At 57.5% G+C, this 21,731-nt stretch carries 19 protein-coding genes and 1 pseudogene; 4 read left to right on the top strand and 16 right to left on the bottom strand.

The features are described from left to right. Positions 1-76: 76 nt before the first annotated feature. From AC3CHX_RS08930 to mltG, 5 genes are all read right to left on the bottom strand, one after another. Entirely contained in the window at positions 77-592 is a 516-nt protein-coding gene (locus AC3CHX_RS08930) for a GNAT family N-acetyltransferase (RefSeq protein WP_488643683.1), read from the bottom strand. 6 nt (positions 593-598) lie between these two features. After that, positions 599-973 (bottom strand): PilZ domain-containing protein, encoded by a 375-nt coding sequence (locus AC3CHX_RS08925; RefSeq protein ID WP_488643682.1) that lies wholly within the window; start codon positions 971-973, stop codon positions 599-601. Between the two features lie 30 nt (positions 974-1,003). Continuing rightward, positions 1,004-2,047 carry a DNA polymerase III subunit delta' gene (locus AC3CHX_RS08920; RefSeq protein ID WP_488643681.1) on the bottom strand — a complete coding sequence of 348 codons (1,044 nt, stop codon included), beginning with the start codon at positions 2,045-2,047 and terminating at the stop codon, positions 1,004-1,006. A gap of 66 nt (positions 2,048-2,113) precedes the next feature. Next, positions 2,114-2,722, bottom strand: coding sequence for a dTMP kinase (tmk, locus tag AC3CHX_RS08915; RefSeq protein ID WP_488643680.1), 609 nt, complete (start codon positions 2,720-2,722; stop codon positions 2,114-2,116). A gap of 41 nt (positions 2,723-2,763) precedes the next feature. Beyond that, a complete protein-coding gene (gene mltG, locus AC3CHX_RS08910) occupies positions 2,764-3,726 on the bottom strand; it encodes an endolytic transglycosylase MltG (RefSeq protein WP_488643679.1) in 963 nt (320 codons plus the stop codon). 149 nt (positions 3,727-3,875) lie between these two features. Here mltG and ygfZ point away from each other — a divergent pair, with 149 nt between their 5' ends. From ygfZ to AC3CHX_RS08890, 4 genes are read left to right on the top strand one after another with little or no spacing between them, the layout of a single operon-like run. Next, positions 3,876-4,922, top strand: coding sequence for a CAF17-like 4Fe-4S cluster assembly/insertion protein YgfZ (ygfZ, locus tag AC3CHX_RS08905; RefSeq protein ID WP_488643678.1), 1,047 nt, complete (start codon positions 3,876-3,878; stop codon positions 4,920-4,922). Between the two features lie 24 nt (positions 4,923-4,946). Beyond that, on the top strand, positions 4,947-5,249 hold the full coding sequence (locus AC3CHX_RS08900; RefSeq protein ID WP_488643677.1) for a DUF4936 family protein: 303 nt from the start codon (positions 4,947-4,949) through the stop codon (positions 5,247-5,249). A 2-nt stretch (positions 5,250-5,251) separates the two neighbouring features. Beyond that, positions 5,252-5,977: an NRDE family protein gene (locus tag AC3CHX_RS08895; protein ID WP_488643676.1), complete on the top strand. Its 726-nt coding sequence runs from the start codon at positions 5,252-5,254 to the stop codon at positions 5,975-5,977. 43 nt (positions 5,978-6,020) lie between these two features. Next, entirely contained in the window at positions 6,021-7,445 is a 1,425-nt protein-coding gene (locus AC3CHX_RS08890) for a CoA transferase (RefSeq protein WP_488643675.1), read from the top strand. A gap of 42 nt (positions 7,446-7,487) precedes the next feature. On the opposite strand, the pseudogene AC3CHX_RS08885 reads toward AC3CHX_RS08890, so the two are convergent. The 11 genes and pseudogenes from AC3CHX_RS08885 to dmpE form a co-directional block, all read right to left on the bottom strand. Next, a pseudogene (locus AC3CHX_RS08885) lies at positions 7,488-7,913 on the bottom strand (GNAT family N-acetyltransferase). Between the two features lie 42 nt (positions 7,914-7,955). Continuing rightward, complete coding sequence (locus tag AC3CHX_RS08880) at positions 7,956-8,405, bottom strand: PaaI family thioesterase (RefSeq protein WP_488643674.1); 450 nt, start codon at positions 8,403-8,405, stop codon at positions 7,956-7,958. A 1-nt stretch (position 8,406) separates the two neighbouring features. After that, positions 8,407-8,715 (bottom strand): Dabb family protein, encoded by a 309-nt coding sequence (locus AC3CHX_RS08875; protein WP_488643673.1) that lies wholly within the window; start codon positions 8,713-8,715, stop codon positions 8,407-8,409. 134 nt (positions 8,716-8,849) lie between these two features. Continuing rightward, positions 8,850-11,840, bottom strand: a complete 2,991-nt coding sequence (locus AC3CHX_RS08870) for a putative bifunctional diguanylate cyclase/phosphodiesterase (protein WP_488643672.1) — start codon at positions 11,838-11,840, stop codon at positions 8,850-8,852. A 141-nt stretch (positions 11,841-11,981) separates the two neighbouring features. Continuing rightward, complete coding sequence (locus tag AC3CHX_RS08865; protein ID WP_488643671.1) at positions 11,982-12,800, bottom strand: hypothetical protein; 819 nt, start codon at positions 12,798-12,800, stop codon at positions 11,982-11,984. 236 nt (positions 12,801-13,036) lie between these two features. Then, positions 13,037-14,512 carry a flavin-containing monooxygenase gene (locus tag AC3CHX_RS08860; RefSeq protein WP_488643670.1) on the bottom strand — a complete coding sequence of 492 codons (1,476 nt, stop codon included), beginning with the start codon at positions 14,510-14,512 and terminating at the stop codon, positions 13,037-13,039. Positions 14,513-14,690: 178 nt separating this feature from the next. Then, on the bottom strand, positions 14,691-17,864 hold the full coding sequence (locus AC3CHX_RS08855; protein ID WP_488643669.1) for an inverse autotransporter beta domain-containing protein: 3,174 nt from the start codon (positions 17,862-17,864) through the stop codon (positions 14,691-14,693). A 724-nt stretch (positions 17,865-18,588) separates the two neighbouring features. Next, complete coding sequence (locus AC3CHX_RS08850) at positions 18,589-18,837, bottom strand: DUF2164 domain-containing protein (RefSeq protein ID WP_488643668.1); 249 nt, start codon at positions 18,835-18,837, stop codon at positions 18,589-18,591. Positions 18,838-18,920: 83 nt separating this feature from the next. Beyond that, the gene (gene dmpG / locus AC3CHX_RS08845; RefSeq protein ID WP_488643667.1) at positions 18,921-19,952 is read right to left on the bottom strand and encodes a 4-hydroxy-2-oxovalerate aldolase; all 1,032 of its coding nucleotides are present in this window, start codon (positions 19,950-19,952) and stop codon (positions 18,921-18,923) included. Between the two features lie 9 nt (positions 19,953-19,961). Further along, on the bottom strand, positions 19,962-20,873 hold the full coding sequence (locus tag AC3CHX_RS08840) for an acetaldehyde dehydrogenase (acetylating) (RefSeq protein ID WP_488643666.1): 912 nt from the start codon (positions 20,871-20,873) through the stop codon (positions 19,962-19,964). A 59-nt stretch (positions 20,874-20,932) separates the two neighbouring features. After that, a complete protein-coding gene (gene dmpE / locus AC3CHX_RS08835) occupies positions 20,933-21,715 on the bottom strand; it encodes a 2-oxopent-4-enoate hydratase (protein WP_488643665.1) in 783 nt (260 codons plus the stop codon). Between the last annotated feature and the right edge of the window lie 16 nt (positions 21,716-21,731).

Genomic DNA, 21,731 nt, shown 5'->3' with positions numbered 1-21,731 from the left:
AAATCGCTATGCGTCGAACATCGGTGACATCACAGAGGCTGAAACGGTGCGCATCTTGCAAACGCATCTTGCAAACTTAAGCGACCCGTTTGCCTAAAATCACCAGATCGCGCTCAATACCATCCAGTGTCGCCACCCGCGGCATGTTGGCCCAGCGTTCGAAACCGAATGCGTCAAACAATTTCAGGCTCGGCGCGTTATGCCCGAAGATGAAACCCAGCAGAGTATGCACACCAGCGCTTGGTGCATAGCTGATGGCCAGCTCCATCAGGTAACGGCCAACGCCCTTCCCGCGTGCGGCTTCGTGTATGTAGATCGAGATTTCGGCGGTGCCGGAATACGCCGGGCGGCCGTAGAAATCCGAGTACGATAACCAGCCGATGACGGTCGCCGGCGCGCTGTCGTCGGCCTCCTGCTCAACCACCCACAGCGGGCGCGACGTTGGATTGTGGTGATCGAACCAGGCTTGTCGCGATGCAAGCGACACCGGTTCGGTATCTGCCGTCACTTCGCGTGAAGGGATAGTGCTGTTGTAGATCCCAACGATTGCAGCCAGATCCTGTTGCACTGCGAGTCTGTGATGATATTTCATGTTGTTTTATAAAGTGTGAGTGAGGCGACTTGAACCCAGTGCTGAACCTAAACTTTCTTCGATGCGGGCACGCAAGCGGATGCCGCTGTCATCTTCGGGGAAATGCACGCCGATCCCTTGCGCCCGGTTGTTATTGGCACCGGATGGGGTGATCCAGGCTACCTTGCCGGCAATCGGATATTTGGCCGGATCGTCCATCAGGCTGAGGATCAGGTAAATCTCGTCTCCGATCGAATACGACTTGTTGGTCGGCACAAATATCCCGCCATTGATCAGGAATGGCATGTACGCCGCATATAACGCCGATTTTTCCTTGATAGCCAGCGACAATACCGACGGCCTCGCTAGTTTGATGCCCTCACCGATTACATTATCTGCCATGCGCATTCCTATCGATATACAAACAAAAGTTCAAGCAAATATTTTTGCGTAATCCAGCAGCATTTCCTCAATGAAGAGTCTGGCTGACAAAGGATGCTCGGCAATCGCCCGCCGTTCGTTGCTGGCTTTTAGCGCGCGTAACAAATCACCCGTTTGCGCCCGCGCCGCCAGCGCGGCCAAGGCCTTTTGATAACGAGGATAATAACGTACAGTGCCGGTCATGTTCAGCGAAAACAAATCATAGAGCCAGCGCTGCTGCCAGCCAAGCAATTCCACCACCGGCGTTTTCTGCAAGCGCTCGGCACATTTCAGCGCGCCATCGATACCGGGCTTGCTCAGATACGCCAAAAATTCGTTGATCAATTCGCGCCCTTCGCTTTGCGACTGTGCCTGCGCCGTCAACGGCGCGCCGCCTTGCTCCGCCAGCCACATATCGGCATCGGCAACGCCTTGCTGCTGTAGCCAGCCGAGCGCATCTTGCGGCGCAGGAAGCGGCATTGCAAATTTGCGGCAGCGCGACAATATCGTCGGCAACAACCGGTCCAGGCTGTTGGAGATCAATAAAAATACCGTATTCGGCGGCGGCTCTTCCAGGGTTTTCAGCAAGGCATTGGCGGCCGCAACATTCAAGGCTTCGGCCGGATACAGCACCACGACGCGTTGTCCCTGGCGATGGGTGGAGACGTTCATGAATCCGGCCAACGCGCGGATTTGATCGATCTTGATTTCTTTCGACGGGGCTTTGGCCGACTTCGCGGACTTTTTACTTTCGCCCGCATCATCTGCGCTGTCGGCGCTATCTGTCGACTCCTCATCTTCCAGAATTTCCGGTCGTACCCGCCGATAATCCGGATGGTTGTGCTGCACAAACCAGCCGCACGAGCCGCATTCGCCACAGGCGTGACCATCCGCTAACGGCTTCTCGCAAAACAGCGATTGCGCAAACTGTTCGGCAAAAACGGTTTTGCCTATCCCTTCGGCACCGTGAAACAGGATCGCATGCGGCAAGCGTGCGCGCATTTTCTGCAGTTGCTGCCAGGCACTCAGCTGCCAGGGGAATATCGAATTATTCATTAACAATCAATTGGTTACCAAATTACTCACTAAAGTGTCCGACCTCAGACGGATCAACAGCTCAACCTAAAGCGCTGCGACGATCTGCTCCAGGGTTTGCTGAATATCGGCTATCGGCCGAGTCGAATCGATGATCCGGAAGCGCTCGGGAAACTGCGCGGCGCGGCGTAAGTATTCGGCACGCGTATCGGCAAAAAATGTCGCTTTCTCCTGTTCAAACTTATCCAGGTCGCGGGTCGCGTCCAAACGTGCGCGCGCCACCTCCAGTGGCACGTCAAACAACAGCGTCAGATCCGGCTGCAAGTGCGGATGCACCCATTGTTCCAAGGCCTCCAGCTTGGCTAGCGGCAGCTTTCTGCCGCCGCCCTGATACGCAAACGTCGCGTCGGTGAAGCGATCTGAAACTACCCAGTCACCGCGCGCCAGCGCAGGTTCGATGACCTGCGCCAGATGTTCGCGGCGGGAGGCAAACATCAGCATCGCCTCGGTTTCCAGATGCATTTTCTGATGCAGGACCAGTTCGCGCAAGGCTTCTCCGAGTTCGGTTCCGCCAGGCTCACGGGTTGAGACCACGGTCAGTCCGCGGCGGCGCAACAATTCAGCCACATAGCCGATGTGGGTTGACTTTCCAGCACCGTCGATGCCTTCAAAGGTAATAAATTTTGCAGATGCCATAGAGGGTTTGGTGTGTATATTCGGTTCGCGAGCTTAAAGGCTTAACGCTGATATTTATTCACAGCCTGATTATGCTCGCTGAGGTTACTCGAAAAGTGACTGCTGCCATCGCCCTTGGCGACAAAATACAGCGCATCGGTTTTGGCGGGATTCATCGCTGCGAGCAACGATTCATCGCCAGGCAAGGCAATCGGTGTCGGCGGCAACCCGGCCCGCGTATAAGTATTGTATGGCGTGTCGGTGGTCAAATCGCGCTTGCGGATAATGCCTTGGTATTGATCGCCCATACCGTAGATCACCGTCGGATCGGTTTGCAACAGCATGCCGATCCGCAGTCGATTGATGAACACGCCGGCGATACTCGTACGCTCTGCCCTACGACCGGTTTCCTTCTCGACTATCGACGCCATGATCAGCGCTTCGTAGGGTGTTCTGTAAGGCAAGGTTGCAGCGCGCGTTTCCCACGCCTGATTGAGTCGTTTCAATAACAACGCATGCGCCTGCCGGTAGACCTGCAGATCGCTCGCTCCCTTCGCGAACAAATAAGTATCAGGTGCAAACAAGCCTTCCGGCATGCTGTAGTCCGCGCTGATTTTGGCCATCAGCTCAGCATCGGAGAGCAACTGCGTATCGTGCTTGAGTGAACTCTGCGCAGCCACCGCCTCGCGCATCTGACGAAAAGTCCAGCCCTCGATCACAGTCAATGACTCCTGCGCGAATTCGCCGCGTACCAGTTGCGTAATCAGGCGCCAAGGCGTGGTACCGGGTTTTATTTCGTAACTGCCCGCCTTCAGCTTGCCGCCCCTGCCGGTCAGCCGCGCCAGCAAACCGAGCAAGTCGGGATTGACGGGAACCCCGGCACCGGCGATTTGTTGCGTGATGCTGTCGACACCGCTGCCCGCCTTGATCGCGAATGGAATCGGCGGTCCGGCATCGATCACCGGCTGTCCGGCCCAGTACGCCAGGCCACCAGCGGCCAGCAGGCCCAGTACAACGACACTCATGAATAGTTTTTTAAACAAGACCAATCGCTCCGGGGGTTCGCTAAATCAGGTTGGGATAATCGAAAATCGGCGAAACCCGACGCTTTTTTTGCGACATCACTATAATCAACCCAACATGATAATCGCTGAATTGAGAATGCCCAAAATTTATGACTAAAATTACAACCGTTTGGCTGGACTTTTTAACGCAACATGCCACAGACCTGCATCAAGGGACCCCAGACGCTGCCGGCAATTTCATTGCACCGCTGAACGAGCTCGGCCTGATGGCGTTGACGGGAGACGACGCCGCCAGTTTCCTGCATAACCAACTCACCAACGATGTCGAGCATTTGACACTGGACCAGGCACGACTGGCAGGTTATTGCTCGCCCAAAGGTCGCTTGCTGGCGACAATGCTGATGTGGAAAAACGATCACAGCATTTTTCTGCAACTGCCGCGCGACATTCAGGCACCGGTACAAAAGCGCCTGCAAATGTTTATATTACGCTCCAAAGCCAAACTGGCCGACATCACGGATAACCAGGTCATCCTTGGCCTCGGCGGCAATGCTGTCGGCAGCGCGCTGGCGGCCTGGTTTGCCAGCCTGCCAGCCACGCCTTACGCCAAAATCGAGAATCAAGCCGGCACACTGATTCGATGCGACGACGCCAATGGCATCGCCCGGTATCAGTGGATCACGACACCTGAAATCGCTATGGCTGCCTGGCCGACCCTTTCACAAACGCTTCCCGCAGTCAGCGCCCGGGTATGGCGGCTGGGAGAAATTCAAGCGGGGATTCCGCAAATTACGCTGGCAACGCAGGAACAGTTCGTGCCGCAAATGATTAACTACGAAGTCGTTGGCGGCGTTAATTTCAAGAAAGGGTGCTATCCCGGCCAGGAAATCGTCGCACGCAGCCAATATCTGGGCAAACTCAAGCGCCGGGCCGTACTGGCAAATGTCGAGGCGATTGAGGTTGCCGCCGCCACCGAAGTATTTTCCAGCGCCGATCCGCTGCAACCGTGCGGCATGATCGTCAACGCGGAACGCCTTGATCATGATGCAGGCACTTCCACCTGCCTGCTGGAAATCAAGCTGGCGGCGCTCGAAAACGGCAGCGTGCATTTGGGCTCTGTCAGCGGTCCGCAACTGACCTTCCTGCCGCAGCCCTACCCGATGCCGGACGCCGCGCCTGCGGTCAAGCTGGGATAAGCGCCATCTACGTCAGGTGTCTGCATGCATATCAGTATGGATCTCTACATTTATTATCGGGTGGCCGCCGAGCGCGCCACGCAATTTGCCAGCGCGGCGACAGCGATGCAGGCCGCGCTGTCAAGTCAGCATCAGATTGCCAGCGCACTCAAACGGCGGCCTGACATCAAGGACGGTCATCACACCTGGATGGAGGTGTATCTGGCAGTACCCGAGAATTTTGCATTGCAGGTCGAGCAAGCCGTTGAGCAAAGCGGCATCGCCGCCTTGATTCAAGGTCATCGTCACACTGAATTTTTTATTCCTGAGTCTTTTGCCACTGGGTGATCATGTGTCTAATCGTTTTTTCCTGGAAAGTCATCCCAGGCCTGCCTTTGATTGCGGCCGCCAACCGCGATGAATTTTATGCGCGCCCAACCGCCCCTGCCGGCTGGTGGGAAGACCTTCCGGATATTTATGCCGGCCGCGACCTGCAAGATGGCGGCACCTGGATAGGCATCAGCCGAACGGGTCGCTTTGCCGCCATCACCAACGTCCGCGCACCGGCAGAACGACGCGAGCATGCACCCAGTCGCGGCACGCTGGTGGCTGACTTTCTGAGCAGTACCGCGACGGCAGCCGAATACATTGCGCAGATCGGCGCAACTGCGGGCGACTTTAACGGTTTCAACTTGCTCATCAACGATGGCCGGGATTTGATCTGGTACTCCAACAAAGGGCAATCCGATGCGCGAAACGGGCAGCCCCTGGCACCGGGAATTTATGGCTTGTCGAATGCCTTGCTCGATGTCTGCTGGCCCAAAGTAGTCCGGACCAAAGCCCAGTTTGCCAGTCTGCTGTGTCAAGGCGCACCCGATGAAACCTACTTTGAAATGCTGAGCGATACCACGCGCGCCGGCGATTGCCGCTTGCCATCGACCGGCGTCGCGATTGAAACCGAACGACTATTGTCAGCGGTTTTTATCGAATCGCCGGATTACGGCACGCGCACGTCGACACTCGTGAAGCTGCATGCCTGCGGCACGGCGGTGCTGGAAGAACACGTAATCCGATAGCGCCATTGGGATCAATCCTGCGTCCCTAATCCTGGAGCAATAGATGCTTTCTGCGACTTTGGATACACCGCAAACGCCTGCGGACACGGTCCGGACATTATGGTCGGCGCTCAATCGTCCGGCAGCGGCCCTGTCGCACTTGACGCTCACCGGTTGCGAACCGGTATTGCCATCGTCATTTGCTGTCGGCACCGCCGCCCAAGCCAGTATCGCCGCGTCGGCGCTGGCCGCTGCCGAGCTGTGGCACTTGCGCGGCGGCGCGCGCCAGCAGGTAACGGTCGACATGCGCCACGCAATCACTGAATTCCGTAGCGAGCGTTACTTCCGTGTGGATGGCGCCAGCAGCGCAGATATCTGGGACAAAATCACTGGCGCTTATCGCTGCGGCGACGATCAGTGGGTCCGCATCCACGCCAACTTCCCACACCACCGCGATGGCGTACTGACGCTGCTGGGATGCGCATACGATCGCGCCAACGTCGAACGCAGCCTGCAAGACTGGACTGCCGAGGGCTTCGAAGATGCCGCTGCGCAAGCCGGCCTGGTGGTCGCAGCGATGCGTTCCTTTACGCAATGGGATCGGCATTCGCAAGGTCTTGCGGTCCGGACGCTACCAATATTCAGCATCGAAAAGATCGGCGAGGCCGCGGTCCAGCCGCTGCCTGCCCCGCTCGCACATCGGCCGCTGGACGGGGTCCGCGTGCTCGACCTGACCCGCATCATTGCGGGCCCGGTGTGCGGACGGACGCTAGCTGCGCATGGCGCCGAGGTGTTACTGGTCACCGCACCGCAGCTACCTGCCATCGGGCCATTGGTGATTGATACCGGACGCGGCAAGCGCTCTTGCCAGATCGACCTGGAACACGCCGCCGGCCGGGCCGCCTTGCACGATTTACTTGGCGACGCCGATGTCTTCGTCCAGGGTTATCGTCCGGGAGCCCTGGCCGCCCATGGTTTCAGCCCGGAAGCAGCGGCTGCGCAACGCCCCGGCATCGTGTATGTATCGCTCTCGGCCTACAGTCACGTCGGACCATGGGCGGAACGACGCGGTTTCGACTCGCTGGTACAAACCGCCAGCGGCTTCAACCACGCAGAAGCGGAGGCTGCGCGCAGCGCACCGCCCAAACCGTTGCCGGCGCAAGTATTGGATCACGCCGCCGGCTACCTGATGGCCTATGGCGCCATGAGCGCGCTGGCGCGACGTATTACCGAAGGTGGAAGTTGGCATGTGCGCGTGTCACTGGCGCAGACCGGCCAGTGGTTACGGCAGTTGGGCCGGATCGAAAATGGCCTGGATACCGCCGACCTCGGCTTCGACCAGGTGCGGGACTTGCTGGAACAGACTGGGTCGGGTTTTGGGCAACTGACTGCGGTGCGACATGCGGCGCAGATGTCATTGACTCCGGCGCATTGGGATCTGCCGTCGGTAGCGCTGGGCACCCATCCGCCAGCCTGGCAACAGCGCTAATCCGCCCTGCGCCTTACCTGAAGCGCATCCGCTGATGCAATTTCATGCAAATACATGACGCATGGAAATATGCGGAATGCCCGCTTCCATGAACTCATCGCCGTAGCGACTGAAACCGAAGCGCTGATAGAAGGCCTCGACCTGCGTCTGCGCATTCAGGACCACCGCACTATCGCCGCGCTGCCGCGCCTGCGCCATGAGTGCCTGCAGAATCGCGCCGCCAACGCCCTGCCCGCGCCCGGCCAGCCTGACCGCCATGCGACCGATGTGGCCGTCCGGCAGCAAGCGGCCGGTGCCCAGCGTCTGCCCGGCTGCGTCGTACGCCACCGCATGCACGCAGACGGCATCCATCTCATCCCATTCCAGCTATTCCGGAATTTTTTGTTCGATCACGAACACTTCACGACGCACCGCGCCGGCATCGCTTTGCAGCGTCGCCCAATTATCGACGGTTACTTTGAAATGCATTGTCACTCCACTTTTGACGAGCAGGCTGAAAACAATCCGGCGTCATGCGTCCGCCGCACTATCGGAATTGGGCCCGGCCTTACGTCTGGCGCGCGTATTTTTCATGTATTTAAAGGTGCCGAGCGCCTTCGCCACCAATTTGTCGCCATGCCATAATTCGGCTTCGCAAAAACACATGGTGGCAGAACGATGAAATGCCTTGCCCCTGGCCACGATACGACCGCCGGTCTGGCCGCCCGGTTGCAAAAAACTGGTTTTCATTTCGACCGTCACCGCTGCTTCGGCTTGCGGATAAAGCGTGCGCCCGGCCAGCGCCATCACCACGTCGAGCATGGTCATCGAGACGCCGCCGTGCGTAACTTGCCAGCTATTCATGTGATGCGGCTGCAAATCCAGCGCAAGTTCGGCAGCGCCATCGCCCATCTCCACGAACTCGACGCCGAGGTATTTCAAAAATGGATTGTCCAGCGGGAAGACGTGCGTAGGAAACATGTCAGCTCAAATAATCGAAGCACTGGCGGGCTTCCCGGACGGCGCCGACGAAAGGTTTGATCGCGACGTGGGTAGGATGGTTCTGATAGGCGTCCAACGCCTCGCGTGAAGCAAATTCGGCATTCAGGATCACATCGTAGGTCGCTTCCAGACCGTCCTGGGCGATCACGGTATCGAATTTGAGGATGCCCGGCACCAGTGCGGCGCAGCTATCCAGCAACACCTTTAACTTGAGCGCATTGGTCGCCTTGTCGGCGTCTTCTGCATGTTCTTTGAGTTTCCAGATAACGATGTGCTTGAGAGTAGCCATAAATATTGATTCATCCCGCGAATGCGATTGAGGTGTTATTGCAAAATTGCTGCGGCCTGCAAGCGGCCGCAAAATCGCTATTTTACCTACAGATCGGGCGCGACTGGGCGCCTTTGCCAAGACCGGCGAGCGTATCAATGCAAATTCGGTGACGCCATGGTCAGGTTGTCATCCCAGGCATCGCTGCAAGCGCTGCTGCGATCTTGTATAAACTTCACCAGCGCGGGATCCTCTATAAAGCTGGCAGCCGAATGTGCCAGCAATATCCGCTCCGGCGACTGCGGTCTGGCAACCACATAACCCTGCACATAATCGACGCCTAACTTGCTCAACGCCTCGATCACTGAACAGTCCTCAACCCACTCGGCGATGCTCTTCATGCCGAGATTGTGTGCGAGTTCGACGATCGCCTCGACGATGGCCTCGTTGGCCGGATGCGCCGTCATGCCTTGAATGAACGCACCATCAATCTTCAAGGCGTCTGCCGACAATTCTTTCAGATAGGTGAATGAAGTGTAGCCGGCACCAAAATCGTCGAGCGCAACTTTGGCGCCCAGACGCTGGAGACGATCGATAAAGCTACGCGTATGGTCGAGATCATGCAGCGCGACCGATTCAGTGATTTCGATACACAACAGCGGCACGATATGCTGGTAACGCTCCAGGATTTGAAAAATATCCTGAATGAACTTTTCATCGTTTAATGAACCACCGCTCAAATTGACGCAGACAAACCTGGTCCGCGGCAGTTGCTGGTGATGGGTTGACAACCATGTCAATACGCTGGACAGCACCCATTTATCGATCGCTGCGATGCTGCCGTTTTCTTCTGCCGCGGCAATGATTTTTGTTGCCGGCACTATCGAATTATCGGCTTCACGCAAACGCAGCAGAACTTCAAAATTCAGCGACTCTTCAGGCTCCCGTAGCGACATGATCGGTTGCATTTCGATGAACAGCCCCGCTGGCAAAAATTCACCGCCCAGCTTTTCGATCAGATCCAGCTCATCCAGCCTGTCCTGAAATGCAGCTGCATTTTTTTGATACACAACGATATGTTCGCTGTGCGCTTTCTTGGCTTCGCGACAGGCCCGGTCCGCAGCCGAAATGGCATCTTGCACACGCATTTTTGCGGCCACTTCAATCAGGCCGATTGACCCTTTTACCTGAAACGCCCGAGTGCCGATGTGATACGGCTCAATGCCGATTTTCTGGATGATATTTCGACAAACATCGGTCGCATGCGCAATCCCGGCATCGCGGAACAGAATGACAAATTCATCGCCGCCAATCCGGCCTATGTCGTGATCTTCATGCAACACTTCCTTGATACGAAGACAAAGCTGCTTCAAGACTTCGTCACCTGCGTGATGCCCGAATAGATCGTTAATGAGTTTGAAGCGATCCAGATCCAGGTAAGCCAATGCCAGCGGTCGCGCATCGCTTTGCGCGCTGATCGACTTTTCCAGCATTTTTTCGATGCCGCGACGATTCAAAACGCTGGTCAATGAATCGTTTTCCGCCAAAAATCGCAACCGTTGGACGGCCAGCGCACGCTCCGTAGCATCCTGCAATGAGCCTTCGATTCGTCCACCGGAAACGGTTGCCGTCACCAGGTACACATTGGCATCGCCTGCCTCATTGCCAGCGCCAGCTCTAGCTGCAGCGCGTATTTCTGCGCCGCCACCGCTTTTTTCGGCGGCGATATGCTGTAACTTATCCCATGCGCCATGCTCGAAATACTCACTCCATCTTTTCATTTTGTTCGTTAGCAAATCAAGTCCGAGCATTTTTTCCACGGCTGGGTTGCTACGGATGAAATTACCTTCGCTATCGAGCGTAAACAAGCCGATCGGCGTCACTTCATAGGTGCTGCGCAACTCTGCCTCGACCAGCACTCTCGCATGCCGCTCCAGGCGCATTTGTTCGGCGATGGCAAACGCTGCCATCAAGCTCGACAGCAATGCCGCGCTGACGCTGTTGAGCACGCCGCTCCACGCCCTGATGCCGAAGGCTGCCGCGATCACTTCATCAAATGTGGCAAACAGAACAACCGCGAGCGACGCGCTGTACCAGAGTGCGACCCGGGAATGCGTCAATATCAGAATCCGCAACAGCAACGTCACCAGAATCACCATCCCGAGCGCCGTCAAGCTCCATAAAACGAGCAGGAATTGTGCATATGACAGTACCAACGCAGCGCCAAAGACGATCAATGCAAGACACTGCCCGATGCGGAGTATCCAGGCCTGGCCGATTTGCTTCAATTCGGTCTTGAACAGCATCGAGAACAACGCAAACGTCACAACGTAATAGATCGCGAAGGTCAGCTTGCGTAGCAGCGGCATCCATTCATTCGGCAAGACTATCGTGACCCATTGCGCATCCCAGCCCATTGAGTTGGCGCCAAGACGCAAGTTGCCGAACAGCCACACCGCAAACAGCACATACATCCATTCCCGATTGATCAAGGCCGCGACCAGCACGAACACCGTCAGCATCAGCAACCCGCCTTCCAGCAGGCCAATGCCGCGATGAAATTCATTTTCCGACTGGTCTGCATCAAAGGCCGGCCACTGCTGCACGGTGATGCGTGCCGGACCCGAGTAAAATCCCTTGCAAACGATCGCCCTCGGTAACGTCATGACGCCCAAAGTGATCGCAAAACCAGCCTTTAACGGCTTGATCAGTCCACTGGAGTGCCCCCGGTCCGCCGTCCCCATCAGGTGCTGGTCAATGCCGTCCCAACAAGCTATTTTCTGAGCATGACGAGAAGGCATTTCGATCACTGTACTGTCGTTTTTAATGTTCGCCGGCACCGCAAACGAAAACCAGAACGGCGTCTCCTGGAGATGGGTATGGCTATCCAATTGGGCGGGGACTGCCGCCAGTTGGCGCGTAGCCTCGGACGGCGTCAGCCGTTGTTCCGCATCGCTGATTGCGTGCAATTCGAGCTTGGTCGGGGGATGACGCGCAAACTGGTCGTCAAAGGTGACGAAAGCATATACCGTCAGCAATAAAATCAATAGCGGGACAACGCCCACGGAAAAGCTGAACAGCAGCCAGTCGAGTGAGCCGCTGCCACTGACGGTGCTTTTCTGTCTATATGCGGGGAACAACAGCATGGGGGCCTATCCAAAATACAGTGCGCAACCGCTACTGTACTTTAAATGTGCAAGGTTGTATTACCCCGCAGAAATTTGCTTTGGTCTGCACATTCGTGTGCAGACCATACCGTTGCCGGTTAATTACTCTTACATAACTACTTATGCGGCAAGTGCTCGTGCGCGTCCGGTTTCCGGCCGGAACGCCAGCTCGGCCAATACATCCTTCTTACCGACGCGCATCCCCGGCTGCGGGTCGAGCCGAAGATCCGGATGCGTGGTTTCGAAGATAAAGTCGTACAAAGGATGCGCTGCAGCCTTCCATCGAATCTGCGCCGTTGCCACTTCGAATGCCAGCACCCGATGCGGCAGATTGCCGACGTGGCGCATGGGAGTGAAACCCTGCTCAGGAAAAACGTCCTGAAACAGCAATGCCTCATATTGGCGATCCAGCGGGGAACGCGCGGTAATCACCATCCAATCAATTTTTTGTGCAACACAATATTCAAAAAAAGCCTTGAACAACATGGTTTTGACCACTCTGCCAACCTGACCGCCGGACACCCCCAATCGGGTTGCCTCCGCCAGGCTATGGCCGTGCAACCAATCGGGTAAAGCGATCGACTTTTCAACTCCAAGCGGCTGGAAACGGTTGGTTTGAATCCGCATTGTCCCTAGCGATGTGCCATCCAACTTCGATTCGGCCAGCAACACGACCGAGCCGGCCTCATGGTCGGCCTGCTCCGGCGCTCCCAGCGTGCTGGCCAGTTCCGGAATATGTCGACCGTAAGCCGCTTGACGGATATCGACCGCCTTCAACAATGCCGTTTCATCATCGACGATGCGAATGGTGAAAGGCATGCGCTGCACGGCTTTCACTTTTGACATGCCGCCAATATCGGCGCTTCCTGCTTGAGTGTTGCTATCGGCGTTTGCGGAAAAAGGGCGTGAGGTCGAGGTAACTGCTTGTAACCGTTCCATTTTATTACTCCCGTTATGTGAGGAAAGTTAGCCGTCATGCGATTGCAGTACGACAATGAAAGATTCTCACGTTCTCGGAGTTAAGATGACAACAAGCTGAATTTTCGACAATAGTTTTGAATATCCATTCGCTTTTCCGCCACACTTTTTTCTGAACGGTGCGGCGGAATTCCTCGAATAGAATGCTGTTCGGCAACATGCGATTGAATGATGCTTCGCTCGCAGCAATTATGAAATTATTCGTTCAGTACAAAGGCATCGAGCCGGGGCACCGACATTGCCTCCTTGAAACGACTGTAACTCCAGGGCCAGCTGGCCGGCACGCCTTCGGCATCGAGATACCAGCTATGGCAACCTGAGGCGAAGATGGTGTTCTTGGCCGCCGCTATCCGCGCCTGTTCATAGCTGTCCATGGCGGCCTGGGTCACGCTGACTTCCCGGCACGCGCCGGACCGCAGCAGGTCGATCAGTTGCGCAACATAGCCCCATTGCTGTTCGGCAACGTCGATCAGCGAGAAATTTCCGACCGGGCCGGTGGGGCCGTTCAGCATGAAGAAATTGGGAAACTCCGGGATCGCGACCGCGAGATAGGCATTCGGGCGTTTGGCCCAGACATCGTTGAGTTTGATGCCGTTGCGACCGGTCACGTTCATCGGACGCATGAACTGGTCGGCCTTGAAGCCGGTTGCCAGCACCAGCAGATCCAGTTCATGCAACTGGCCATCCCGGGTACGAATACCGCCGGCTTCAACGCACTCGATGCCATCGGTTACCAGTGCGGCGTCCGGATGCTGGATAGCGCTGTAATAACTCGGCGAATAAATCAGGCGCTTGCAGGCCGCCCGGTAGTTGGGACGGAGTTTTTCGCGCAGCGCCCGGTCGGCGACGCTTTGCTCCAGATTGCTCAGCACGATGGCTTCTATCTGGGCGATCTCGGGAGAGTTGGCATCCGCCACGGCGTTGGTGAATCGCTCGACGTTGGCCAGATAGGAAGCATCGTTTTGCATGCTGTGCAAGAGTGCCCGATCGGCGCGAAACGCCGCTTTCTGTTCCTCGCTGAAGGCGGTGTTTTCTACCGCCATGATCCACTGGGCCGTGCGCTGGAAATGCTTGACCTTGGCGGCCCGTCCGGCCAGCGCGCAAATCAGTTGCACGCCGGTCGAGCCGTTGCCGATGACGCCGATTCGCCGGCCGTCCAGCGGCACACTGTGATCCCATTGGGAACTGTGAAACATCGCACCCTTGAAGCTATCCAGTCCCCGGATGTTGGGCAGACTGGGATGGTGCAGCACGCCGGTGGCGGCAATCACGACATCCGCTTCGTCACGCAGGCCGCTCTTCATCTCGAGGTGCCAGCGGCCGTTTTTGAACTCGCAGCGGACGATTTCTTCATTGAAGCGAATCATCTCGTCAATGTTGTATTTTTTTGCCGTACGTTCGAAGTAGTCCTGCACTTCGGCACCGGGCGGCAACATGTGGCTCCAGTCCGGATTCGGTTCGAAGGAATAGGTATACGCATGGGATGGCACGTCGCAGGTCAGGCCGGGATAGGTGTTTTCGCGCCAGGTGCCACCGACACGCGCGGCTTTTTCGTAGATGGTCGCGTTGCAAAAGCCAGCCTCACGCAACTTGATGCCGCTCAGAATACCGGCCATGCCCGCCCCCATCACTACAACGCGAAGATCGCGCTTTGCTGTCTTGCTGGTCATCATATTGCCCTCCGCTCATTGGTCTGATGACACAGCTTATGTTGTTGATCGGGTTCCGAACACTTTCATTCGGACTAGAGCCTGTCGGATTTGGGGCGTCGAAGCGAAAAAAAACTGGCGAGGACAGATTTTGCCGGTTTCGCAGGGTCAATATTATCTTGTGCAGAACGACACCTGATTATCAGAGGGTTGTGCAAACATACGATGCATGATCATCACGGTAATGATGATCCCCGACACGCGCTCGTCCAGAATGGAAAGACCCGCCTGTCCCTTCCCCACCGTAAGTTAGGCGCCACCAGTAATCCTGATACTCACCGGCAACCGACATTCTTGCAAAGTCTGCGCCTGCATTTGCAAATGTCCACAACTCGTGCACTCCGGCGGCATGGCCACCACCATGGCTACGGCAATTTTTAGTTGCCGTATTCTCGTCAGTGGTGAAGTGATCGCTCTGCATGGTCCAGTAATACTTGCCACCGGCCAGAATCACCGCGCGCACTTCAATCTCACTGGTTTTACTACTGCCATTATTGATTGTTGCCGTTACATGTGCAGTTCGGTTCGACGTTGCTACCAAAACGGCAGTGAGGCTGATTCTTGTCACGCCGATGGAGTTGGTAACGGACGTTGCGCTACTCAAGTGACCCAGATCCGTTGTCCAGTTGACCGTGGCACCGGCGACCGGACGACCTTCCGCATCTCTTACGAACGCAGCCACAGTACTGTATTCCGCTCCGGTTCCTGTGATCTTGTCTTTTGTCGAAGTAATCGCTGCGACGACCCCAACAGGGACGAAATTCACGACAGGCGCCTTCACCGCTGCGCTCGTGCCGACCCTGGCCGTCACCTGGGCAACGCCGACGCTGGCGCTGGCCAGACTGATCGTGGCGCGACCGCTGGCGTCGGTGTTGCCGGCGGCGGACAGGCCGCCGCGGTCGGTGGTCCAGCTGACGCCGAGGTTCGGCACCGGATTCCCGTTGGCGTCCTTGACGATCGCGGTAAAGGTCGCGGCATCGATGTTGTTGGCGATGACTGTGGTTTTATCCACGCTCAGGTCGCCAGCGGCGATGTGCGCAGAGGCCGTATCGCAGATGAAAGTCACGACCGGCGCCTTCACTGCTGCGCTGGTACCGACCTTGGCCATGACTTGCGCGGCGCCGGCCATGCTGCCGGTCAGGCTGATCGTAGCGCGGCCGTTGGCGTCGGTTGTGCTGCTGGCGGAGGACAGGTTGCCAAGGTCGGTGGTCCAGTTGACGCCGAGGTTCGGCACCGGATTCCCGTTGGCGTCCCTGACGATTGCGGTAAACGTTGCGGCATCGGTGTTGTTGGCAATGACCGTGGTTTTATCTACGGTCAGGTCGCCGCTGCCGATGTGCCCAGAACCCGCATCGGTCACAAATTGCATCGCGACGCTGGCATTGTTCCCATTGGCTAAAGTAGCTGTCACTGTCACGCTTTCTGCCGCGATATCGGTGATGCCAATGGCGACCATGCCTTTGGCGTCGGTGCTTGGCGTCAATGACGAACCGGCGGCTACCTTGGCTGAACCGCTGAGGGTAAAGGTGACGGGCACGCCTGCCAATGGATTGCCCCCTGCGTCGGTGACGGTGGCGCTGGCCTGGTTGGCGGCAAGCCCGTTGGCAATGCTGTTATCCAGCGTGACTTGCAGCGCAGCATCGGCGATATGGGCGGTGCCGATGTCGGCGCCTTCTGCGATAGTGACCGCTGTCAGGGCGACGTCTCTGAAGACGGGGGCGACCTGGATACTGCCGGCACGGGTACCTGCGGTGACGATGGCTTCATAGATGCCGGCAGAGGTTTCCTGTAGCGCAGAAATCGTTGCGGGCTGGACCGGCAGGCTGCTCAGGGCGGCTGGCTGGCTGACTTGCAGGGTTTCGGTCAGGGGCGCCTTCAGATCGGCCGCCATGCCGGAGATCGCGTTGTTGTCTTCGTCGCGTAGTTCTATCTTGACGATGGATGTGCTCTTGCCATCGGCCGGGACGGTCGCCGGGGTGGCCGTGACTGCGCTGTTGCCGGCGCTGGCGCCAGGCGCATTGACACGGATGCTGCTGGATGCCGTGCCGGTGTTCCCCTTGTTGCCGATTGCCACACCGCTCAATGGATAAACGTTGCTACCGGTCGCCTGATAAGCCGGCAGCGTGAGCTGGAACTGGTGATTGCCCAACTCGGTGACGACGCCGCCGGCGGCGGCCAGTTCGGCATATTGCCAGTCTATGCGTCGCAAGCCATTCCTGGCTTCAACGGTGTAAGCGAGCGCAATGGTTGCATTGCTCTTGCCGACGATTTCCTTCGGCAGTTGCAGTTTCACCGGCTGCCGTTTACGGTATTCGAGGACGATATTGTTGTTGCGTTCGACCAGGTCGTAACGGCTGCCGGAGATGCTGCGGCGCCGGGCGACCTTGGACCTGTCCGTCTGGCTGGCCCAGGACTGGCCGAGGGCGTAATTGAGTTGCAGGCCGACGCTTGTGTCATTGCTGCCACCCCCGCGTTTGTGATCGAGGCCGACGGTCAGCATCGGAATCGGCGTGTAGTTCACCCCGAGCGTCACCGCCCTGGGGTTGCTCCGACGGTTGGCGATCCCGGCCAGACCGACATCGTTGCCGAAATACTGTTCAACCATCAGCTTGCCGCCCAGGCTGGGCATGGCGGGCAGCCAGGCTTCTGCGCGCAGGTCGAAGCCGTCGGCGGGACGTTCATTGAAATCGATGACATCGGGCGAGGCTTTCCAGTCGGACAGCCGCAGATAGGCGTTGGCGGACAACTTGAGATAGTCGCGCCAGGCTTCGCCGCCGATGCCGACGCGCTGGTGGCCGCGGCTGAGACTCTGATCGTAGAAGGCGTTGTAGCCGAACATCCAGTCGCCGCTGAAGTGCCGTTGGCCGAGGCCGACGTTGCCGGTGATCTGCGCATCTTTTTTACGCATGCCGATCTGGGTAAACAGCAGACGGGTGTCGCTGTCTGCGAGCGGCAAGAGCAGGTCGATGGCGCCGCTGTCGATAGTGAATTTGTCGCTGGCGTTCAGATCGATACGCGCGGTGCCGAAACGTTTCAACCATTCTTCGGCGGCTTGCGTGACGCCGCCGGTGACCTGCTGACCGACGGCGCCGGCGAGGTTGCCGGAGGCAGCGCCGCTGCCGAAGGTAGACAGCTTCTCGGCGATGTTTCGCTGGAAATTTTGATCTTGTACGTCAGCGGTGGCGGTTGCAACTTCTGCCTTAGGCTCGACCGCATGCGCGCCGGTGGCGTAGAACGGCAACAGCGCGGCGGCGATCTGTACGGCGATCTGGATATTGATGATGGGCCTGAGCCAGTGATATTGCTTGATTTTCATGGAGGGTTCTTCCTTATGAGGCGATATTTCCAGGAGGCGCTATGTGCGCTACAGGCCTTGTGAGAATCTTTTAAGCAAGCCGCCGCCACTGCCTTTCTTGCGTGGCCGGGAAAGGGCAGTTAGCGATAAGATCGCTAAAGATAAAAAATTCTGACGTCGGTTTCTGCTGCCCTCTGACTAAATTCCAGCTTCTCTTACAGATAAATCACTTCGCGTAGGGTTGCCGTCAGGTGCGGCGTTTTGCGTGCCGGGGATATTGCCGGACAGGTCGAGGCCGCCGCATCCGTCGGGAAGCTGAAAATATTCTAGCGACAGCGAATTCACGAACATGTAGGAAAAATCTGGAATCACGCGATGTTTTTTCCGAATAAGGGCATTTATCCTTGTCAATTCGGATGATTGCGTAGTAGTCCTATGCGCCTTATTCCCATATTCTTATTGCGTCGCGGTAACCGTCGCGTGAAACCGGATGACCCGCTGGCGAGGTTGACCAAGCATGTTGACTACCGAATCGTGGGGTATGGCGCAGGGCACTCGCATGAAGCAACCGCCTATTTGGCGTTTACGCTCAATATTTGACTGCCAGGCCTTGGGAAAGGAATTCAGCCTGCAGGAACAGGCCTTAGAAAACCGGCTGGCGCGGAGCGCGGCAACCATCGGCACAAAGAGAAGGCCGCATTCTGATAGCGCTGCACTTCTCTTCGCCCTGTTTTTGCACTTTCAATTACTTGCGCCAATAGCCGTGCTCGGCTTCATAACACTCGGCATCCATGTCGGCGACTTTCTCTTGCAAATGGGATTGGGCATCCTGTATGGCCTGGTTATAAATACCGGGGCCGATTTCCCTGACGCAGAAGTCTAAAAGCAGCTTGGCTTTCAGGTCGCCGATCGGCTCATCCATGTTTTCTGAAAAATATCGTTGGATCGATGCGATCAGCCTTTGTGAGGTTTCTTCCTTGATTTTGATGGCCATACTGTTTTTTCCAAATGATCGAGTGGAAGCGCTGGTCAGCGCGCATTTCCTGTGAATAGGTGCCGGCATGGCAGGACGCCATTTTACCCGGCCAGCTTACGCTCCCGCGCCATCGTCAGCGCAGTGTCTTCGATCATGTCTTCCTGACCGCCGACCATCCCGCGTCGACCCATTTCGACCAGGATGTCACGCGCCGGCACGCCGTACCGCTGCTCGGCCCGCCTGGCAAACAGCAGGAACGAGCCATATACCCCGGCGTAACCCAGCGTGAGCGAGTCGCGGTCGATGCGGATCGGGAAATCCATCATCGGCACCACCAGGTCTTCGGCCACGTCCTGGATCTTGTACACATCCACCCCGGTTTCGATCCCCATGCGTGCACAAACCGCGATCAAGACTTCCATCGGCGTATTGCCGGCCCCGGCACCCAGCCCGGCCGCTGCCGCATCGATCCGGTTGGCGCCGTATTCCACCGCGATCAGCGAGTTGGCCACACCCATCGCCAGATTGTGGTGTGCGTGAAAGCCGAGTTCGGTGTCCGGTTTGAGTTTGTCGCGCAGCAGCCCGATGCGGGACTTTACGTCTTCCGGCAGCATGTAACCGGCCGAATCCGTGCAGTAGATGCAGTTGGCGCCGTAACTTTCCATCAAGAGCGCCTGTTCGAGAATCTTCTCGGGCGACGCCATGTGCGCCATCATCAGAAACCCGACGGTATCCATGCCGAGCTTGCGGGCGTAAGCAATATGCTGTTGCGAGACATCGGCCTCGGTGCAGTGGGTCGCGACCCGGATGGTGGCCACTCCCAGGTTGTGCGCCATCTGCAAGTGGTCGACGGTGCCGATGCCTGGCAGCAGCAACGCCGAGACCTTGGCCTGCTTCATCAGCGGGATGACCGCCGACAGATATTCTTCATCGCTATGCATCGGGAAGCCGTAGTTGACCGACGCACCGCCCAGACCGTCGCCATGCGTGACTTCAATCAACGGAACACCGGCGGCATCCAGACCTTGTGCGATGCTTTTCATTTGATCCAGCGACATCTGGTGGCGTTTCGGGTGCATGCCGTCGCGCAAGGTCATGTCGTGAACCGTGATTTTTGTTGCTTGGCTTGTCATGATTTGTCCTTATGCCGCAATCGGCTGGAGAGTGAGCTTGCCGTTGATGATCTCTTCGGCGAACATTTCCGCGGTACGTGCGGCAGCGGCGGTCATGATGTCGAGGTTGCCGGCATATTTCGGCAGGTAATCGCCGAGGCCTTCGACTTCCATGAAGACCGAGACCCGATTGCCGTCAAACACGGGGCCATTCACCAATTTGTAGCCGGGAACGTATTTCTGCACTTCCTTGATCATGGCGTGGATGGATGCGGTGATCTTGTCGCGATTCGGTTCCGTCTCTGTCAGGCAGTGGACGGTGTCGCGCATGATCATCGGCGGCTCGGCCGGGTTGATGACGATGATGGCCTTGCCTTTTTTGGCGCCGCCGACCATTTCGACGGCAGCAGCCGTGGTGCGGGTGAATTCATCGATATTCTTGCGGGTGCCGGGTCCGACCGACTTGGACGATACCGTGGCCACGATTTCACCGTAGCTTACCGGCTGCACCCGGGAAATCGCCGCGACCATCGGAATCGTGGCCTGGCCGCCGCAGGTGACCATATTCACGTTCATTTCCCGTTGACCGACGTGCTCCGGCAAATTCACCGGCGGCACACAGAAGGGGCCGATCGCAGCGGGCGTGAGATCGATCATCAGCACCCCCAGCGCGTTGAGTTTGCGCGCGTTTTCCGCATGGACATAGGCCGAGGTCGCGTCGAATGCGATCTGGATGCCATCGGCTTGCACATGAGGCAGCAAGCCGTCCACGCCTTCGGCGGTGGTTTTCAGGCCCATGTCGGCCGCACGTCTCAAGCCTTCCGAGGCCGGGTCGACACCGACCATCCAGACCGGTTCCAGAAAGGCACTGCGCTGTAGTTTGTAAAGCAGATCGGTGCCGATGTTGCCGGGGCCGATCAAGGCACATTTGATTTTTTTCATGGTTTCGTCTTTATGTCTGAAGTGCGTGATCTGATGCGGCAGGGCCGATTTCCGGCGCGCTATTCGAACGACACCGCACAGCTGCCGATGCCGTTGATGCGGACGGTCAGAGCATCCCCGGCGAGCACCGGAATCAGCGCGCCCAGAGAGCCCGACAAGATCGGCTCATTGGCTTGCAAGGCGATGCCGCGCGCGCCCAATTCATTGGCCAGCCAGGCGACCGCGTTAGCCGGATGGCCGAGCGCGGCGGCACCGGCTCCGGTCGCGACGATGGCGCCGTTTTTCTCGATGACCATCGCGCATGCGGCCAGGTCCAGGGTCGCCGGGGCGACCCGTTCCTTGCCGATTACAAATACGCCGCACGAGGCGTTATCCGCGACCGTATCCGCAATCTTGATGTTCCAGTCCCGGATGCGGGAATCGACAATTTCAAAACAGGCCGCGACGCTGGCGGTGGCGGCCAACACTTGTTCGGCGGTAATCCCCGGGCCGCGCAATGCATGTTTCAGGAAGAACGCGATTTCACCTTCGGCGCGCGGCTGGAGCAGGCTATCCATCCGAATCGCGCTGCCATCCTGATAGAGCATGCCGGAGAGCAATATGCCAAAGTCGGGCTGGTGCACATCCAGCATGTCCTGCACCACCTTGCTGGTCACACCGATTTTTTTACCGATCACCCGTTCGCCCTGCGCGATGCGCCGTGCCACCATCCGTTGCTGGATGCGGTAGGCATGGTCTATCGTCAGTGCCGGCATACGGGCCGTGAGCGGCGCCAACATGCGGCGCATGCGCCAGGCGTCGTACAACGTGTCGCCCAGGCTATCCAGTTCTGCATTATCCATAGTTGTTCCGCCAGAT

The organism is Glaciimonas sp. OK215, assembly GCF_057787885.1.
Note: the sequence above shows the minus strand (reverse complement) of the source record. Positions and strands in the feature narration are given on the sequence as shown.

Coding starts and splice junctions, on each gene's coding strand:
- AC3CHX_RS08855 (WP_488643669.1), bottom strand. CDS start 17,864: ATGAAAATCAAGCAATATCACTGGCTCAGGCCCATCATCAATATCCAG.
- tmk (WP_488643680.1), bottom strand. CDS start 2,722: ATGGCATCTGCAAAATTTATTACCTTTGAAGGCATCGACGGTGCTGGA.
- AC3CHX_RS08925 (WP_488643682.1), bottom strand. CDS start 973: ATGGCAGATAATGTAATCGGTGAGGGCATCAAACTAGCGAGGCCGTCG.
- AC3CHX_RS08880 (WP_488643674.1), bottom strand. CDS start 8,405: ATGTTTCCTACGCACGTCTTCCCGCTGGACAATCCATTTTTGAAATAC.
- AC3CHX_RS08930 (WP_488643683.1), bottom strand. CDS start 592: ATGAAATATCATCACAGACTCGCAGTGCAACAGGATCTGGCTGCAATC.
- AC3CHX_RS08900 (WP_488643677.1), top strand. CDS start 4,947: ATGCATATCAGTATGGATCTCTACATTTATTATCGGGTGGCCGCCGAG.
- dmpE (WP_488643665.1), bottom strand. CDS start 21,715: ATGGATAATGCAGAACTGGATAGCCTGGGCGACACGTTGTACGACGCC.
- AC3CHX_RS08895 (WP_488643676.1), top strand. CDS start 5,252: ATGTGTCTAATCGTTTTTTCCTGGAAAGTCATCCCAGGCCTGCCTTTG.
- AC3CHX_RS08875 (WP_488643673.1), bottom strand. CDS start 8,715: ATGGCTACTCTCAAGCACATCGTTATCTGGAAACTCAAAGAACATGCA.
- mltG (WP_488643679.1), bottom strand. CDS start 3,726: ATGAGTGTCGTTGTACTGGGCCTGCTGGCCGCTGGTGGCCTGGCGTAC.
- AC3CHX_RS08840 (WP_488643666.1), bottom strand. CDS start 20,873: ATGAAAAAAATCAAATGTGCCTTGATCGGCCCCGGCAACATCGGCACC.
- AC3CHX_RS08865 (WP_488643671.1), bottom strand. CDS start 12,800: ATGGAACGGTTACAAGCAGTTACCTCGACCTCACGCCCTTTTTCCGCA.
- ygfZ (WP_488643678.1), top strand. CDS start 3,876: ATGACTAAAATTACAACCGTTTGGCTGGACTTTTTAACGCAACATGCC.
- AC3CHX_RS08890 (WP_488643675.1), top strand. CDS start 6,021: ATGCTTTCTGCGACTTTGGATACACCGCAAACGCCTGCGGACACGGTC.
- AC3CHX_RS08860 (WP_488643670.1), bottom strand. CDS start 14,512: ATGATGACCAGCAAGACAGCAAAGCGCGATCTTCGCGTTGTAGTGATG.
- AC3CHX_RS08920 (WP_488643681.1), bottom strand. CDS start 2,047: ATGAATAATTCGATATTCCCCTGGCAGCTGAGTGCCTGGCAGCAACTG.
- AC3CHX_RS08850 (WP_488643668.1), bottom strand. CDS start 18,837: ATGGCCATCAAAATCAAGGAAGAAACCTCACAAAGGCTGATCGCATCG.
- dmpG (WP_488643667.1), bottom strand. CDS start 19,952: ATGACAAGCCAAGCAACAAAAATCACGGTTCACGACATGACCTTGCGC.
- AC3CHX_RS08870 (WP_488643672.1), bottom strand. CDS start 11,840: ATGCTGTTGTTCCCCGCATATAGACAGAAAAGCACCGTCAGTGGCAGC.